The sequence below is a fragment of the Mycolicibacterium insubricum genome (assembly GCF_010731615.1).
GTDB classification, from domain to species: Bacteria; Actinomycetota; Actinomycetes; order Mycobacteriales; family Mycobacteriaceae; genus Mycobacterium; species Mycobacterium insubricum.
The window spans coordinates 345017-361492 of record NZ_AP022618.1; the positions used below are offsets into that span (position 1 = coordinate 345017).

The 16476-nt window shown below is 65.9% G+C and carries 13 protein-coding genes and 1 pseudogene; 4 read left to right on the top strand and 10 right to left on the bottom strand.

Annotated features, from left to right (window positions below):
- Positions 1 to 144 precede the first annotated feature (144 nt).
- Together G6N16_RS01655 and G6N16_RS01660 are read right to left on the bottom strand one after the other, a co-directional pair.
- The gene (locus tag G6N16_RS01655) at positions 145 to 1395 is read right to left on the bottom strand and encodes a restriction endonuclease subunit S (protein WP_083031554.1); all 1251 of its coding nucleotides are present in this window, start codon (positions 1393 to 1395) and stop codon (positions 145 to 147) included.
- Positions 1392 to 3131 (bottom strand): type I restriction-modification system subunit M, encoded by a 1740-nt coding sequence (locus G6N16_RS01660; RefSeq protein WP_083031555.1) that lies wholly within the window; start codon positions 3129 to 3131, stop codon positions 1392 to 1394. The genes G6N16_RS01655 and G6N16_RS01660 overlap by 4 nt, the downstream gene beginning before the upstream one ends.
- 223 nt (positions 3132 to 3354) lie before the next feature.
- Between G6N16_RS01660 and G6N16_RS01665 the strand changes: the two genes are divergently transcribed.
- The gene (locus G6N16_RS01665) at positions 3355 to 3927 is read left to right on the top strand and encodes a hypothetical protein (RefSeq protein ID WP_083031556.1); all 573 of its coding nucleotides are present in this window, start codon (positions 3355 to 3357) and stop codon (positions 3925 to 3927) included.
- On the opposite strand, the gene G6N16_RS01670 is transcribed toward G6N16_RS01665, so the two are convergent.
- The 4 genes and pseudogenes from G6N16_RS01670 to G6N16_RS01685 form a co-directional block, all read right to left on the bottom strand.
- Positions 3892 to 5187, bottom strand: a complete 1296-nt coding sequence (locus G6N16_RS01670; RefSeq protein ID WP_083031557.1) for a protein kinase family protein — start codon at positions 5185 to 5187, stop codon at positions 3892 to 3894. The genes G6N16_RS01665 and G6N16_RS01670 overlap by 36 nt on opposite strands.
- 43 nt (positions 5188 to 5230) lie before the next feature.
- Positions 5231 to 6277 (bottom strand): tyrosine-type recombinase/integrase, encoded by a 1047-nt coding sequence (locus tag G6N16_RS01675; RefSeq protein WP_133052949.1) that lies wholly within the window; start codon positions 6275 to 6277, stop codon positions 5231 to 5233.
- Positions 6278 to 6644: 367 nt separating this feature from the next.
- Positions 6645 to 7610 (bottom strand): annotated as a pseudogene (locus tag G6N16_RS01680) (DNA polymerase domain-containing protein); the annotation flags it as partial.
- Complete coding sequence (locus G6N16_RS01685) at positions 7607 to 8665, bottom strand: ATP-dependent DNA ligase (protein ID WP_083031558.1); 1059 nt, start codon at positions 8663 to 8665, stop codon at positions 7607 to 7609. The gene G6N16_RS01685 and the pseudogene G6N16_RS01680, both read right to left, overlap by 4 nt.
- Positions 8666 to 8722: 57 nt before the next feature.
- On the opposite strand from G6N16_RS01685, the gene gluQRS reads away from it, so the two are divergent.
- Entirely contained in the window at positions 8723 to 9619 is an 897-nt protein-coding gene (gene gluQRS / locus G6N16_RS01690) for a tRNA glutamyl-Q(34) synthetase GluQRS (protein WP_083031559.1), read from the top strand.
- A gap of 316 nt (positions 9620 to 9935) precedes the next feature.
- Here gluQRS and tgt read toward each other — a convergent pair whose 3' ends face one another.
- Positions 9936 to 11171 (bottom strand): tRNA guanosine(34) transglycosylase Tgt, encoded by a 1236-nt coding sequence (gene tgt, locus G6N16_RS01695; protein ID WP_083031560.1) that lies wholly within the window; start codon positions 11169 to 11171, stop codon positions 9936 to 9938.
- Between the two features lie 311 nt (positions 11172 to 11482).
- Between tgt and G6N16_RS01700 the strand changes: the two genes are divergently transcribed.
- Together G6N16_RS01700 and G6N16_RS01705 are read left to right on the top strand one after the other, a co-directional pair.
- Entirely contained in the window at positions 11483 to 11935 is a 453-nt protein-coding gene (locus tag G6N16_RS01700) for a lipoprotein LpqH (RefSeq protein WP_083031561.1), read from the top strand.
- Positions 11936 to 12054: 119 nt separating this feature from the next.
- Complete coding sequence (locus G6N16_RS01705) at positions 12055 to 12561, top strand: lipoprotein LpqH (protein ID WP_083031583.1); 507 nt, start codon at positions 12055 to 12057, stop codon at positions 12559 to 12561.
- Between the two features lie 64 nt (positions 12562 to 12625).
- On the opposite strand, the gene G6N16_RS01710 is transcribed toward G6N16_RS01705, so the two are convergent.
- The 3 genes from G6N16_RS01710 to G6N16_RS01720 form a co-directional block, all read right to left on the bottom strand.
- The gene (locus G6N16_RS01710; protein ID WP_083031562.1) at positions 12626 to 14011 is read right to left on the bottom strand and encodes a WS/DGAT/MGAT family O-acyltransferase; all 1386 of its coding nucleotides are present in this window, start codon (positions 14009 to 14011) and stop codon (positions 12626 to 12628) included.
- Between the two features lie 104 nt (positions 14012 to 14115).
- Positions 14116 to 15357, bottom strand: a complete 1242-nt coding sequence (locus G6N16_RS01715; RefSeq protein WP_083031563.1) for a sulfotransferase family protein — start codon at positions 15355 to 15357, stop codon at positions 14116 to 14118.
- Positions 15354 to 16448, bottom strand: coding sequence for a DUF1214 domain-containing protein (locus G6N16_RS01720; protein WP_083031564.1), 1095 nt, complete (start codon positions 16446 to 16448; stop codon positions 15354 to 15356). The genes G6N16_RS01715 and G6N16_RS01720 overlap by 4 nt, the downstream gene beginning before the upstream one ends.
- Between the last annotated feature and the right edge of the window lie 28 nt (positions 16449 to 16476).

Genomic DNA, 16476 nt, shown 5'->3' on the forward strand with positions numbered 1-16476 from the left:
CGCGGCACAACTCCGGTATCTTTCTTGCTCGCGCTTCGACTCAGCTATCGCTTGCACTGCCCTCACCGCCCCCCGGATCTTCTGCCCGACCGGCCAAAGGAGCGAGCTCGACTTGGCAGCGAGGGTGGCCCCCGCAGGAGACTGTCAAGCGGCCGGGGTAGACACGTCGATCTGACCCGTAACCGCCGCGGTGATCAACGCTGAACGGCGCTCGCGCGACAACTCGACGAACCGCTCGGCCTCGGCGATCAAGGTGTCGATCTTCGAAGTCTGCTCATCCAGGTATGCCGCGATACGCCGCTGCTCGTCGATCGGAGGCAACGCGACAACGAAGTCTGCAAGCACTGGGCGGCGCAGCGACTCCATAGTGACGGTGTTGCTACCTGCGAGGGCTACGGGACGAAGGAACGTGGAGAGAAACAGATAGAAGTAGCGGCCGAGCACTCCGTGGAAGTCTTTGAAGACATAGACCCGCTGGTGGGCTTGGAATTTCCCGTCGAAGTAGTGGAAAACCTTGCCCGTCCCACCTTGGCCATCCCCCGGCGTCATCACGGCTTCGCAGTCAAACGAGTAATGGCCGATCCGAAGGATCTCACGGCCTCGCACATAGAACGGATACTCGCCGTCGTCCGCCGCATTTCCAGAGTCTTCCGAACCGGTCGTAATAGTGCAGAGATACCGCGTCGGCACAAGCCGCCAATGCGCAGGAATGTCCCCGAGTCTTGAATCACCAGATGCTCGGAGGCCGACGCCCGGCGCCTGACCACGAAGCAAGGTCAGCGCCACCAGCGACTGCCGGCGCTCCTGCAACAATTCGATGAGCCTCTGCTGCTCCTCGATGAGGGTGCCGATCCGGGCCGTCTCCCGGTCCAGAAAGTCGGCTATGGCACGCTGCTCTTCGATGGGAGGAACGGGGAGCGGCATATTGTCGAGGTCCGGTTGCTGAACTCGGCGATCGAAGGTTGTCTGCGCCCGTGTATACAGCAGGTACTGATCGATGTACGGCTGGGAACGCACCACGTAGTGCAGGTAACGCGGAGCTATTTCACCGCGGGGCGTGAAGACCCGGTAGTCGGGGCTAACGGCACCGCGGGCCGCAGATACGCCGATGGCTCCACCGACCAACCACATCGGGTTGACGACGAGTTCGTTCACACCAGCAACGAGATAGCGCGGCAACGACGCGTCGTCGGGTTCCTGGTTGTTCCCCAACGAAGACCTGAGGACGACATCGCCAGTTGATTTCAGCGACATCATCGGGGCGCTCAGATCTTCGTTGCGAACGTTCGATCGCTCAAGGAGGGCCTTGAAACGTCGGACCTCCCATGAAGGAGGAAGGTCGGTCAGCAGCGGCTCAACCGAGCGATGCCGACCGATGAAGCGCGCAGGTGTCATCGAACCTCCACCTCTCGCAGCAGTTCCATGATCTTGGCGACCTGCTTCTCCAGGTCGGCATCAATCTCGGCCAGCGGCCTTGGTGGCACGTACCTGTAGAAGTGCCGGGTGAACGGGATCTCGTATCCCACTTTGGTTTTCGCAGTGTCGACCCAGGCGTCGGGGACGTGCGGGAGAACTTCGGCGTCGAAGTACGCCTTTATAGTCGCCGCGCAGCCGGCGTCGCCATCGGTGTTGCCGCCGTAGGTGAACGGAATGTTCTCGGTGTCGCGTTTCTTCGGGTCCGGTTTCGGGTTCCCCTTGCGGTCCGTCGACACCTTCCCGGTTTCCGTCAGCAGCGGCCGCTCGACGCTGATGGTCCAGTAACCGAAATCGTTGGCGGTGAACACCTTCGAGAAACCGGGATCAGCGTCGTCGAACGCGTCATACAGCGCGAGGATCTTGTCTCGGGCCGCTTCGTCGAGTTCGCGGCTCTTCGCGCCGAGGCTCTTGCGCATCTTTGTCCAGAACGAGGTGGCGTCGATCAACTGCACCGTGCCGCGGCGCTCCGGGCGCTTGGTGTTGTCCAGCAGCCAGATGTAGGTGGCGATACCGGTGTTGAAGAACATATTCGTCGGCAACGCGATGATCGCCTCGACCAGATCAGATTCCAGCAGCCACTGCCGAATCTGCGACGGCCCCGACTCCGCTGCCCCGTTGAACAGCGGGGAGCCGTTGAGAACGATGCCGGCCCGCCCACCCCCGTCATGCGCGGGCCGCATCTTCGACGCCAGGTGACACAGGAACAGCATCTGCCCGTCGCCGATCGCTGGCAGGCCATGGGAGAACCGCGAGCCCTGGTGCAGTGCTTCCTTTTTCACTGCTTCCTGAGCGGCTTTCCAGTCCACGCCGTAGGGAGGGTTGGACATGCAGAAGTCGAAGGTGCGGTCCCAGAACATGTCGTCGGACAGGGTGTCGCCGAGCCGGATGTTGTCAGCGTCCTGGCCCTTGACGATCATGTCGGACTTGCAGATCGCATAGGACTGGTCGTTGATCTCCTGGCCGTAGAGCCGCAGCCGGGCGTCGGGGTTGCGTTCCAGCAGCCGCTCCTCGGCCACCGACAACATGCCGCCGGTGCCCGCGGTGGGGTCGTAGATGGTGCGCACCGTCCCAGGCTCGCGCAGCGCGTCGCCGTCCTCGGCGAACAACAGGTCCACCATGAGTCGGATCGCGTCGCGAGGGGTGTAGTGCTCGCCCGCCTCCTCGTTGGAGGCCTCGGCGAACTTGTAGATCAGGTGCTCGAACAGGTCGCCCATCTCAGCGTTGGACACCACATCCGGGTTCAGGTCCACCTTGGCGAACTGCGAGCACACCAGATACAGCCGGTTCTTCTCATCCAGGGTGGCGAGTTCGTTCTCGAACTTGAACCGCTCGAACACGTCGATGTTGGCCGAAAACCCGGTGGTGTAGTCCATCAGGTTCGCCCGCAGACCCTCGGGGTCTTCCAGCAGGCGAGTGAAGTCGAACGGGCTGGTGTTGTAGAAACCGAGGCCGGTCTTGCGCTTGACCTGCACAGCCAGCGCACCGTCGGCGTACTTGGCGGCCAGGTCCCGGACCTCGTCGCGGGTGGGTTCCATGACGCAGTCCAACCGGCGCAGGATCGTGAACGGCAAGATCACCCCGCCGTACTGATGCGGCTTGTACACACCGCGCAGTTGGTCGGCGATCCCCCACACGAAATTGCCCAGCTTGCTCAAATGATTCCTCCTCAACACACGTCCCCCGCTCAGCGAGTTTCGCACGAGCGAGCCCGCTGAGCCGTCAGGTCGACGTCCGCACCCGGGTTCACCGCCAAGGACCTCTCGGCGGCGACCGCAACAACCCCCTGGTCCGAGACGGCCTAGACTCCAGTCCTACAAGTAGGTCTCCTGTCGACAATTCGGAGTGCGTCGATTCGGCAGGGCAGCCGACGGGAACGCTATGGCCGAAGCACCGGGGGATCGCGATGAGGGGTTGCCGTCGTCCCTGCAGGAGTACTTCTACGTCTGGTGCGCAGATCTCATCGCTCCATTGACCGGAGGCCAACAGCAACAACTCCTGGATGCCATCATGCTCGGGCATTGGGGCGGACCTTGGCCAAGGCGACGACAGATACAGAGACTCGTTGAACAAGCCGCCGGCCTGATCACCTCCGACGCGATCGTCGGGGAAATCACTGCGCTCTACGGACACAGCGTCGACAAGATGCTGGAGCACCTAGACGATCCGGACTACCCAGCTTCGCGCGAGAACCTCATCCAGCAACTTGGGCGACACCCCTACACCGATGAGCTGATCCCCAAGGTCGACGCGGCACTCAAAGCCGGCGCTGTGGCTCCGTCCGAGCACCAGGACATCTGCGACCGCGCACTGAGAGCGCCGCTCCTTCCTGCCCTGGTTCCCGCGCCACTGCAGTTTCCCGACCTGCCTCGGGACTACCCCGAATCGTTCGATGAGTGTCGTCGGCGTTATCCAGATTCAGAAGCGGAATCCCCGGACGCACGGCGCGAGTAGCGGGAGGATCATCGATCTACGCGGCCCATGAACCAGCCCGGCCAACGGAGGCGACAGGCCGCAGCTGTCACACCAGCGCTCCGACCCCGTCTCCGTCGAAGGCTTCGATCGCCGCCGCGATGTCCATAACCGACTGATACCGCCGCGCCGGGTCTGAGTGCGAGCATTTCTGGACGATGTCTCCGAGCGGAGTGCCCTCGGGAAGCAGGTGTCCGACCCCTTGAAAAGGTAGGAGAGCACGAAGCCAACGGCGTAGATGTCATTGACCTGCTTGTAGTCCTTGAACGTGTCCAGTGCGGGGTCCACGAAGGTCCCCCGGATCTCGGTCTCGGTCTTCGTGAACTCCGAACCCGACGGCTTCGCAAGTCCAAAATCAGATAGCTTCACCGTCACCGCGCCCTCAGCGAACACGCGGAGCAGGACGTTCCGCATGCTCAGGTCCCGATGGCAGATATCGTTCCAGTGCAGATAGTTCAGGCCGTAAAGGAACTGGAGCGCAATCCTGCGACGAGCTTGGAAACCAAACTGGCCCTGATTGTTCCGGCGCTTGACGTACTCCTCAAGCGTGCTCCCGCAGTACTCCATGACATAGGCGTTGTCGGCATCGTCGTGGCGGTAGACATCGAGGATGTAGGGGAAATCAAGCCCCTTCATGACCTCAAACTCACGACGGAACCGCGCTAGGTCTCGCCCATCGGCAGCTTGTTTCAGCTTCTTCCTGGCGAACGTGATGCCGTAATTCGGGTCGGTGAACTTGTGCACGATCGCGTAGGAACCCTCCCCGACTAGGGTGAGGGCGGCAGTGGAGCGGTCCGCGATCTCAATCGACGCGTCGGCCAATCCGAACACCGCGTCATACTTCTCCACGACGATTGGTGTGAGTCCCTCAGGGATCGGGCTTCCGCCGCTATCCACGAGCCAGGTCGCAGCACCGTCGAGGACACGCTGATACTCAGGAGCGACGGTCATCGACTGTCCAACCTTCGCCAGCGCTCGCCTGAGCTCATCGACCTCGTCAATCAGGTGGATCAACCTACGGCTGTTCTCAGCGTTGAAGTGCCCACTAGCTCCGTTTCGCGCCTTCTGGTTGATGAAGTCGAACTCGATGTCGAGCCTCTCGTGAATACAGGCGAACGCCCGCTCTAACGGGACTTGGAACCCGAACGAACCCGAGTACATGTCGAGATAGTCATCGTTGAGATAGTCATCGTCGTACTGCCTAACTACCCGCGCGAGCTGCCTCTCCCCCGGTGTCACCACGCACCCATTCTGGCATCTTGCACCGTCAACTATCGGTGTCGAATCAGCGGCGGAGGTCCGATGATTCGAGCCCTACTAGTAGTACTGTCAGACGCTGATGCAGCTGCACCGCCATCGCAAGCGCGAAGCTGAATCGAAGAGAATGCGGCGTCACGGCCAGGGGATCGCCAAGGGGTCCGTCCCTGGACCCAATGGCCGCCAACAGTCGGTCATTCGCATCGTCGAACACGCCATGCCACGACTCGTGGTGGAATGGAGTCCCCGCCTCGTTGAGCCACAAGGCCATTGGCTCTGGCCTACCGTCTCGAAGCCAGAAGAGGTTTCTTCTGCCAGACGACGGCAGACTGCTGAGCGACAACACCGTGCCGTCGTCGCACACGGCGTCGAGCGTTCCCTTCCGAGCAGGCCGAACTTGCCTCACCCAGACAATGTCCTCGAGTGCTTCGTAGCGGCCTTCACGGTGCGCTCGACGAATGGCAGCAGCACGAGCAACCTTGACGTAGGTCCGAACCGTGCGCATCACAGTCGGCGCGCCGTACCACATACGTGGCTTGCTGTACTTGGCGATCGTGGCGGGAAGCTTAGCCTCGATCACCCCGGGATCTGGAAGCTCGGCCAACAAGAGTGACCCTGCCTCCTGGACACGCAGTCCCGTCCCATAGAGGAAATCAGCGAATGCGGCATTGCGTAGCGAGGTGCGGCCACGAAATGAGTTCTCCTCGACTGTGGCGCGCCAGTGATAGTCCCCAAGCCGTTCGACCCCATGGCCCCGCAATCCGACGTCACGCCACAGCCGGTACGTGCCGGGCACAATCCAACGATCCCGATCCCTGCGCACATATGGTGCCGTCGCCCGCACGCCAGGGACCCGAAGTGTTCCATTCCCCGGCGGCACCGGGCTCACCGTAATCACCGGACCATTCGGCCCAATCGGGATCTGCCGGTTCACCGCCCAGTCATAGAGCCCACGAAGCGCAAACACAGCCTTGTTCCACGTCGATCCTCCGACCGAATCGGGAAATTTCAGATGATCCGTCCGACGTATCTTGTATTCGACGAAGTCATCTTCTGTCCCTTCGAGCCACGTCAATGGTGGGGACTGTCCACCGAGAAAACCACACCACATCGCAATCTCACGCGCATACGTCTTCCGTGAACTTGCCGACAGCGAAGTGAAAGTCGGCGCCGAACTGCAGTAACGGACAAGCCACTCGTCAAGTTCACCGTTGCTGGACAGTAGAATTGGCGTCTCCGCCGGCACCCATGCGTCCACACCGGCAGATGGCGCGCATGAATCAAGCACATCCGAATAGCCGATAGGCCAAGACCGTCGGCCTGTGGTGATGAGGACTGTCCAGTTCTTAGCTGGCGAGGCTGCTGTGAAGATCCTCGTAAGGTACGCCGAGGTCAGCATCCACAAGCGCTGAACACACCGCCGCACATGTCCACTCCCCAGAGAACGCAGGCGGGTACGGCATGTCGCCGAGGCCGCGCGCGGCGTCGGCGTCGGCCATCGCCAGCAGCGGCGCCAACGACTGGCGGACGTCGTCGATGCCGGCCCACGGGTCGGTCCGGCCGGCGATGATGCCGTCGGCGGTGGACAAGGTGAAATCGTCGGGGTCGGCGTCGGCCAGGTCCGACCAGTTCAGCGGCATGGAGACCGTCGCGATCGGGGTCCGGCGCACCGAGTAGGGCGACGCCATGGTGCGGTCCCGGGCGTTCTGGTTGAAGTCGATGAAGATCCGTTGCCCGCGCTCCTCCTTCCACCAGGAGGCGGTGACCAGCTCCGGGGCCCGGCGCTCCAGCTCGCGGGCCAGCGCGATCCCGGCCCGGCGCACCGCAATGAAATCCCAGTCGGTGGCGATCCGCAGATACACGTGGATGCCGCGGCCCCCGGAGGTCTTCGGGTAGCCGATCAGACCCAGCTCGTCGAGCAGCGGTTTGAGCACGTCGAGGGCGACGGTCCGGGCCTCGGCGAACGCGGTGCCAGGCTGCGGGTCGAGGTCGACGCGCAGTTCGTCGGGATGCTCGGGGTCGTCGCGGCGCACCGGCCACGGATGCAATGTGACGGTGCCCATCTGGGCCGCCCAGACGATCGCCGCCGGGCGGGTGACGCACAACGCGTCGGCGGTGCGACCCGACGGGAACACCACCCGGACGGTGTCCAGGTAGTCGGGATGCCTTGGTGACAGCCGCTTCTGGTAGATCTCCTCGCCGTCGATGCCGTCCGGGAAGCGCTGCAGGTGAGTCGGCCGGTCGCGCAGTGCGGTGAACATCGGGCCCAGCGCGACGCTGCGGTAGTAGTCGATCAGCGCGCCCTTGCTGCCGGCGGCGCCCAACTGCGGGAAGTACACCTTGTCCCGGTTGGTGATTCGCACGGCGATGCCGTCGACGTCGACCTCCTCGGCGGCTGCGGAACTCATCGGCTCTCCAATACGTCGTAGAGGTCGTAGCGGTTCGGTACGTCGAGCTGGCCGAAGGTGCACGATGACGGTTCGCGGTCGGGTCGCCAGCGGCGGAACGTCACCGCGTGGCGGAACCGGCGGCCGGGGCCGGCGCCCTCCATCTGGTCATAGCCCACCTCGGCTATCCGTTCCGGCCGGATCGGAATCCAGCGTTTGTCGGCCGCGGAATTCCACCGGCTCGGTTCGCCGTCGCGAACGAGATCCTCGGCCAGCCGCAGCGGTTCGAGTTCGGCCAGCAGTTCGACGCGGGCCGCGGTGGTGAACGACGCCGCGCCGCCCACCATCTGCAGGTCACCGGCCTCGTCGTAGAGGCCGAGCAGCATCGAGCCGAGTCCCATTCCGCTCTTGTGGATCCGGTAGCCGATGACCACGCAGTCGGCGTCGCGGGAGTGCTTGAGCTTGACCATGTCCCGTTTGCCCGGCAGGTAGTGGCCGTCGCGGCGTTTGGCAATCACCCCGTCCAGGCCGGCGCCCTCGAAGGTGCTCAGCCACTGCGCCGCCAGTTCGGGGTCGCCGGTGCTGCGGGTGAGGTGGCACCACTGTCCGCCGGGCAGAAGCGCGGTCAGGGCTTGGCGACGATCCGCGAACGGGCCTTCCAGCAATGCCCGGTCGCCGTCGGCCAGCGCGTCGAATCCGATGAAGTGCGCCGGTGTCTCGGCCGCGAGCAGGTGAATCCGGCTGTCGGCCGGGTGGATTCGTGCCGACAGTGCCTCCCAGTCGAGCCGGGTCATCCCGTCGACCTGACGCGGGACGACGATCTCGCCGTCAAGCACGCACCGCGGGGCGATCTCGTCGCGCAGCGCGTCGAGCAGTTCGGGAAAGTAGCGGCCCAGGTCCTTGCCGGAGCGTGACTGCAACTCGATCTCGGCGCCGTCGCGGAACACCAGCGCACGGAAGCCGTCCCACTTCGGTTCGTAACACCAGCCGCCCGGCATCGCCGAACCGCCGGTCGGCAGCGCGGCGGCCGACTTCGCCAGCATGGGCTGGACGGGCGGTTCGACCGGCAACTGCACTCCCCCATCCTTGCCCTCTCGGCCGCCGATCGCCAGGGCGCGGGTTAGATTGCGGGCGTGACCCGCTGCACCGGTGCGGGCCGGTTCGCCCCCAGCCCGTCGGCCGACCTGCACATCGGCAACCTGCGTACCGCTGTGCTGGCCTGGCTGTTCGCCCGCTCGACCGGGCGGCGTTTCCTGCTGCGCGTCGAGGACCTCGACGACCGCACCTTGCCCGAAGTCGGAGAGCGGCAGGTGGCCGATCTGGCGGCGATCGGGATCACCTGGGATGAGCCGCCGCAGTATCAGAGCAGCCACCCGGAGCGGTACAACACCGTGGTCGAGCAGCTGCTGGAAGCCGACATGGCGTACGAATGCTTTTGCAGCAGAAAAGAAATCCTGGCCGCACCGCGCGCCCCGCACGCACCCGAGGGAGCCTATCCGGGTACCTGCCGTGATCTGACCGCCACCGAGCGCGCCGACCGCCGCGCGGCATCCGGACGGCCGCCCGCACTGCGGCTGCGCTCTCAGCGCACCGAGTTCACCGTGACCGACCTGCTGCACGGCGAGTACTCCGGCGTGGTCGACGACTTCGTGCTGCGCCGATTCGACGGCGTGCCCGCCTACAACCTGGCGGTCGTCCTCGACGACGGCGCTTCCGGCGTCGACCAGGTGGTGCGCGGTGATGATCTGCTGCCCTCGGCTCCCCGCCAGGCCTATCTGGCATCGCTGCTGGACCTGCCGCGACCGGTCTACGCGCACGTGCCGCTGGTGCGGGGCGCCGACGGCAAGCGGCTGGCCAAACGCGACGGCCCGGTGTCGCTGGGGCAGATCGGGGTGCCGGTGGCGCTGGCGGAGATCGCCGGCTCGCTGGGCTACACCGCCGTCACGCTGGACGGCATGCTGGCCGAGTTCGACCCGGCCCGGTTGCCGCGGCAGCCGTGGATCTACCGTCCGGCGACACTTCCGGGATAGTTCGGCCTACCGCCACGCACCTTCACCCGAATCGCTTGGACTTTGCGCGTCATATACCCCTAGGGGTATAATTTCAGGTAATGGCGCGGTCCCAGCGCCAACACCACCAGCCCGAGCCTGGGCCGAGAGAAGGAGCGAAGCCATGTGCCGAGCCGTCAAATGCCGTGAGTGCGGGAAAACGACGTGGTCCGGTTGCGGCATGCACGTCGATGCCGTCAAGCGCAGCGTCCCGGCCGGCCAGTGGTGCGGCGGTCACCCGAAGTCGACGACCGAAAAGCCCAAGGGCGGCTGGTTCCGGTTCCGCCGCGGCTGAGCCTCAGCGGTCCCGGTAGTAGCGGCCCAACACCTCGGCGCGCAGCTCGTCGAAAGTGCCGTCGGTGATCGACGCCCGGATCCGGTCGACGAGCGAGATGGTGAACCGCTCGTTGTGGATGGTGCACAGCGTGGCCGACAGGATTTCCTTTGCCTTGAACAGGTGATGGATGTAGGCCCGGGTGTAGTTGGCGCAGGTGTAGCAGTCGCATTCGGGGTCCAGCGGGGTGAAGTCGCGCTTGTAGCGCGCCCCCGTGACGTTGTACCGGCCGGCGTGCGAATAGATCGCGGCGTTGCGCGCCACCCGCGACGGGGACACGCAGTCGAAGGTGTCCGCCCCGGCCTCGATGGCGGCGAACAGGTCGTCGGGCTCGCTGATACCGAGTAGGTGGCGCGGTTTGTCCTCGGGTAGCTCATCGACGACCCAGCCGACGATGGTGCCCAGATTCTGCTTCTCCAGCGCCCCGCCGATGCCGTAGCCGTCGAAGCTCAAGCCCTCCGCGGGACCGGGCTGCTCACCGATGTCAACCAGGCCGCGGGTCGCGGCGCGCCGCAGATCCTCATACTGGGCGCCCTGAATCACGCCGAACAGCGCTTGGGCGGGACGCTGCGGCGCCGCGGAGCGCAGCCGGTGGTGCTCGACCAGGCAGCGGATCGCCCACGCGTGCGTGCGGGCCACCGAATCCTCTTGATATTTGCGGGTATTGATCAGCGTGGTGAGCTCATCGAAGGCGAAGATGATGTCGGCGCCCAGCTGATGCTGGATGCCCATCGACACCTCGGGGGTAAAGCGGTGGGTGGATCCGTCCAGGTGCGAGGTGAAGGTCACGCCGTCGTCGTCGACCCGGGCCAACCTGTCCTTGCCCTTGGCGATGACGTCGTCGGCGCGGACCCGTTCGGTATCCATCGCGAGCACCTTGCGGAACCCGCTGCCCAGCGACAGCACCTGGAACCCGCCGCTGTCGGTGAACGTGGGTCCGGGCCAGTTCATGAACCGCCCCAGACCGCCGGCCTCGTCGACGATATCGGCGCCCGGCTGCAGGTACAGGTGGTAGGCGTTGGCGAGTACCGCCTGGGCACCAAGGGATTTCACCGTCTCGGGCAGCATCGCCTTGACCGTCGCCTTGGTGCCGACGGGAACGAACGCCGGGGTGGCAATCTCGCCGTGCGGGGTGCGCAGTGTCCCGGTTCGGCCGCGCCGTCCGGGCAGCCGGTCGCCCACGGTGAAGTTCTCGCCCACGGCCGCCCATTCAACCAGCCTGCTCCGCCGGCCAGGGTTCAGCCTCACCCAGTTTTGGTATGTAACTGGTCGGTCAACCCGCCCGACGGTGCCGAAAGACCAGTTACGTACACCGCGCCCGCGGTCAACGACCCGGCACTCGCTACGCTCGCGCCAACTCCGCCTTCGCTCGCCGAACCACCCGATTCAGTCACGGGTGGTCCCGGTATCGCTCCGGCTCCGCCGGCACTCGCTACGCTCACGCCAACTCCGCCTTCGCTCGCCGAACCACCCGATTTCGTCCTCTCGGCGCGCGGCACCATACTCGGGGGGTGAAAAACGTCGTGACGGCGGCTGCGGTGTGCGCGGCCGGAATGCTGACCGTGGTGGGTTGCTCGAATTCAGAGTCCGGCTCCACCGGCAGCGGGACGCTGCGCCTCGGGGACACCGATCTGGGCAAGGTGACCGCGGTGACGTGCGATACCACCGACAACCTGACCACGTTGACCATCGAAACCGGGGACAACACCGGCGAGAAGGCGGTCAAGAAGTCGGTGGTCAAGCTCAGCGCCGAGGGCACCCCGACGGTCATGTCGGTGCGCATCGGCGAGGTCGGTACCACTGAGCCGGCACTGCTGTACTCGTCGGCCGCCGCCGAAGATCCGCCCACCGCCACCCACCAGGGCAACCAGTACACGGTCCGCGGCACCGGGCTGGGCACCACGGCCGGCGATCCGAACCGCCCGGTCAACACCGCGTTCGACATCGACGTGCACTGCCCGTAGTCGGGACGGCCATTCCCAGCGAACTCTTTCCCCACGCGCAGTTCCCGGCAATACTGGCTAGCAGGCTCGGCCGACCTCGGCGGAGCACAACAGACAGGAGAGCAGTGGTGAAGCACGCAATGACGCTCGCAGTGGGCGGAGTCGCGATCGTGGCCCTGAGCCTGACCGGCTGTTCGAAGAGCAACGACAAAGAGTCCACCGAGACCACCGGCACCAGCGCCTCGGCCAGCAGCAAGGCCGAGACCCCGGCCGCCGAGGCACCCGCGGGCAAGCCCGAGGCCGGGCATGCGTCGATGAAGATCGGCGACGGCGAGGCGAAAGAGGTCAGCGGCGCGGCGGTCTGCACCGTCGCCGGTGGCAGCATGAACATCGCGATCGGCGGTGGCGACACCGGCGTTGCGGCCGTGGTGGCCGAGGACGGCTCGGCGGTCCACTCGGTCGGGCTGGGCAGCACCGACGGCCTGACCGGGCTGGCGTACCAGGAGAGCATGCCCAACGGCGGTTCGGCGACGGCCACCAAGGACGACAAGACCTACACCATCTCCGGTGAGGCGATCGGCTTCGATGCGGCGAACCCGACCGCCCCGGCCAAGAGGGCGTTCGTCCTCGTGGTCACCTGCCCCTGACGCAGACCGACACAATGGCGGCGGGCCCGATTCGGGTCCGCCGCCATTGTCTGTCTACCGGGCCTCAGCCGGGAATGGCCTCCTCCAACGCGACCAGCGAATCCTCCACGTGTGTCAGCAGCCGCTGCAGGTGGGGCACGCTGCGCCGGCAGCCGATGAACCCGAATTCGAGGTTGTCGGCGTTGTTGGCCAGGGTGATGTTCAGCGCCATGTTGTCCAGCACGATCGACACCGGGTAGTTGCCGACGAGCTTCGCGCCGTTGAAGTACATCTGCTCCCGAGGCCCCGGCACGTTGGAGATCACCAGGTTGAACGGCGGCGGCGCGGTGGACACGAAACCGGGCACCGCCCCGAGCCCGAGCGCGGCGATGTTGATCGCCGACAGCGCCAGCGTCTCCAGCTTCGGCAGACCCGCGAACACCGACTTGTTGTCCCGCATCGACCCGCTGACCACCTTGAGGCGCTCGGACGGATCCTCGATGTCGGTGCCGAGATTGCACAGCAGTGCGCCGACCTGGTTGCCGCCGGCGGCGTCGTCCTCACGCAGGCTCATCGGCACCATGGCGATCAACGGCGTGTCCGGAAGCGCGTTCTCCTCGATCAGGTAGGCGCGCAGCGCACCCGCGCACATGGCCAGCACGACGTCGTTGACGGTCACCCCGGCGGCCCGCTTGATGCGCTGGATCCGCTCCAGGGACCAGGATTGGGCGGCGAACCGTCGCGCACCGCCGATCTTGACGTTGAGCATGGTCTTGGGCGCCTGGAACGGCAGCGTCAGCTGATTGTCGAGCAGGGCCGCCCGGGCCACCTTCAGCGTCGAGGGGGCCAGCCCCAAAGCGGTCCCCACCACACCGGCGGCGGCACCGAAGGCACCGGAGGCCATCCCCAACAGTGAGCGGCCGCCGTCATCGTCGGCCTGCGGCTTCGGCCGTCCCATCGGCAGATCCCACGGCACCCGCACGGTGGTGTCGTCGGGGTCGTTGGACAGGCTGCGTTGCATCGTCCTGCTCGCCGACACGCCGTCGAGCAGCGCGTGATGCACCTTGGTGTAGACGGCGAACCGCCCGTCGTTGAGCCCCTCGATCAGGTGGGCCTCCCACAGCGGCCGGTGCCGGTCCAGCAGGCTGCCGTGCAGCCGTCCGGTCAGCTCCAGCAGGTCGCGCACCCGGCCAGGGGTGGGCAGGGCGGACCGGCGCAAGTGGTACTCGATGTCCACCTCGTCGTCGACCGACCAGGCGAGGTCGACGACGCCGCCGAGCACGGTTGCCGGATGTGTCCGGAACGTCGGGTTGAAATGGGTGTGGGCGACCATCTGCTCGTGGATGTCGAGCAGGAACTCCGGTCCGGCGCCCTCGGGCGGCTCGAACAGTTGCAGACCGGCGACGTGCATGGGATGTTCCCGGGATTCGGCGAGCAGGAACATGGAATCCACGGGCGAGATCAATTGCATGGTTGACCATTCAACCCGCCACGGTGCCCCCGCGCGGACTTTACCCCCATTCGCTCCTGTGATCTTGGCCAAGGCCGGAGCGGGCGGTCCCGAACCCCGGACCGCTACGGGGCGACGAAACGCTCACGGTAGGCGCGGAACCGTTCGGCGATCTCCTCGGGATCCAGACCGAGGGCGGCCATGTCGTAGTCGACACCGCCGTAGCGCCCGCGTGGATGCTCGGTGAGGAAGTCGGCCATGGCTTGTTGCGCGGTACCGTCCAGCGGTTGCCGGGCCAGCCGGTAAATCGCTGCCACGGTGCCCTTTTCGTCGGCCATGAAGTCCTCGAACCGGATGTCGACGGACCGGTCGGCGGGCAGCACGTCGCGATCCCGCAAACACCCGTTGAGCAGGTTGTCGGTGCGGTCGAGCCAGCGGGCGGCCAGTTTCCCGACGTCGGGTTCGTCCACCGCCATCCGCGCCGAGTAGCAGATCATCGTGATCATGGACCGGACCACCTCGACCGGGTCGCGGTGGGTCACGACGAACGTCGCGTCACCGAAGGTGTCCAGCAGTGCGGGGAACTGCTCGAGGTGCTGCGGCGATTTGAGCACCCACCGCTTGCCCCCGCGCAGCCACTGCATGGCCGCCAGGCTGCGTTTGAGGTAGCGGTAGGACGGCCGCTGATCGTGGGCGCGGTAGTGCGCCGCGAACCCCGGTAGGTGGTAGGTGGTTTCGAACAGCATGCCGGAGATGTCGTTGGCCAGCAGCTGGATTTCCTCGTGCGCGTGGTCGACGGTCATCTCGTGCATCCGTTTGAATTCCGGCATCACCGTGTCGATCAGCCCGACCCCGGCCGCGCACCGCTCACGGCGGGGTCCCGGGTCGCCGGGCTCGCCCGTCGGGAACGGTTCCAGGCTCTCCCAGTAGGGCAGGTGCCGCAGCCCGGGATCGGCGGCCAGCAGGTTGTGCAGATGCGTGGTGCCGGTGCGCGGCAGGCCGCAGATGACGATCGGTGCGACGATCTGTTCGTCGAGGATCTCCGGGTGCTCGCCGATGAGCGCCTCCAGACGCAGCCGGTTGACCAGGTTGCCGACGAGTTGCTCGAAGACCACCCCGGTGCCGGTGTCACCGAGTCCAGCCTCGGTGCGCAGACTTTCGCACAGCACGTCCAGGCGTTCGGCGAAGTCGTCGTCGCCGAAGTCGTCGAGACCGGTGCGGGCCACCGCCGCCTCCCGCAGCGCCTGCGGCGTCAGTGTCAGGGTGGCGCCGTAGCCGGCCAGTCCCTCCCGTATGGCGCGGGCATCCTCGGAGTAGACCGGTGCCGACAGGTCGGTGAAGGTGATCGACGGCGGCCGGGTGCTCACCGGCTGACCTCGGCGATGTCAACGACCCGGCACAGCGGCCGATCCGGCGTGCGCTCGGGCAGGAACCAGCGCAGCCACATCAGGCCCTGGCTGCGTCCGGCCGTCGACACCCAGTTGGGGTGTCCCGGATCCGTCTCGGCGATGACGATCCGCCAGGACCCGTCGTCGTTGTAGTCGACGGTGGCGCCGTTGATGGTGACCCGCTCGTGGGTGTAGTCGTAGGTGTGCAGGAACGGGTTCCACAGGCACAGATTCCAGAACACGCACGGCGGCGAGGTCCCGTCGATCACCAGGGCCTGCCCGGGTTCCAGCCGGTAGCTGCCCATCGAGTAGGCGGCGTCGCCGGCCGCCCAGCCGTAGGTCACCGACGGCACCGGGTAGGGGTCGCAGAGTTCGTTGGTCGTGTCGACCCGCACCGGCAGCATCGAGAGTTGTTCGTGCAGCCAGGTTTTCGCCGAGCGGAACCGCCGGGCCAGGTCTTCGCGATCGTCGTGGCGGCGCGCGGGCGGGTCGATGGTTTCGATCCGCCACTCCGGGCGACGGCCGCCCACCGGGTCGGTCAGGTAGTCGCGGGTGAGCATGAACTCGGCGTCGGGGGCGGTCTGCAGGCGGGGCCCGGGGCCGGGCGCGGGTCCGATGGTGAACTCGAAGTTGCCGTCGTCGTCGAAGGTGAGGTCCCGGTCGTTGATGGTGCCGACGATGCGGGTGGAGTAGTGGCCGCCGCCGGGGCCGCCGTAGACGGTCATCGACAGGTAGATCGCGTCGCCGCGGTTGCCGCGCACCACGTAGCTGCGCTGGGGATCGACGGGGGCCAGCCGGTAGAACGCGTCGGAGTTGTCACCGCCCCATTTCAGATACGGGCTGATGACGTCGACCAGGATCGGTTTGTCCTTGTCGCCCCAGACGTAGGCGTCGACGGCCACCCGCAACAGGCTCAAGGCCAGGCGGTAGCCGTCGAGGATGTCGGCCTCGGCCAGGGGCGGTTGGGCTTCGGTGATGCGGGTCTCGGCCGCGCGGACCTCGTCGAGCAGCTCGGCGAAGGCCGTGGAGAGGTCGGGGGCCGGTTCGGGGGTGGATGCGCCTGCGGTCACGCCTCATAACGTTACTTTTAGTAGCGTA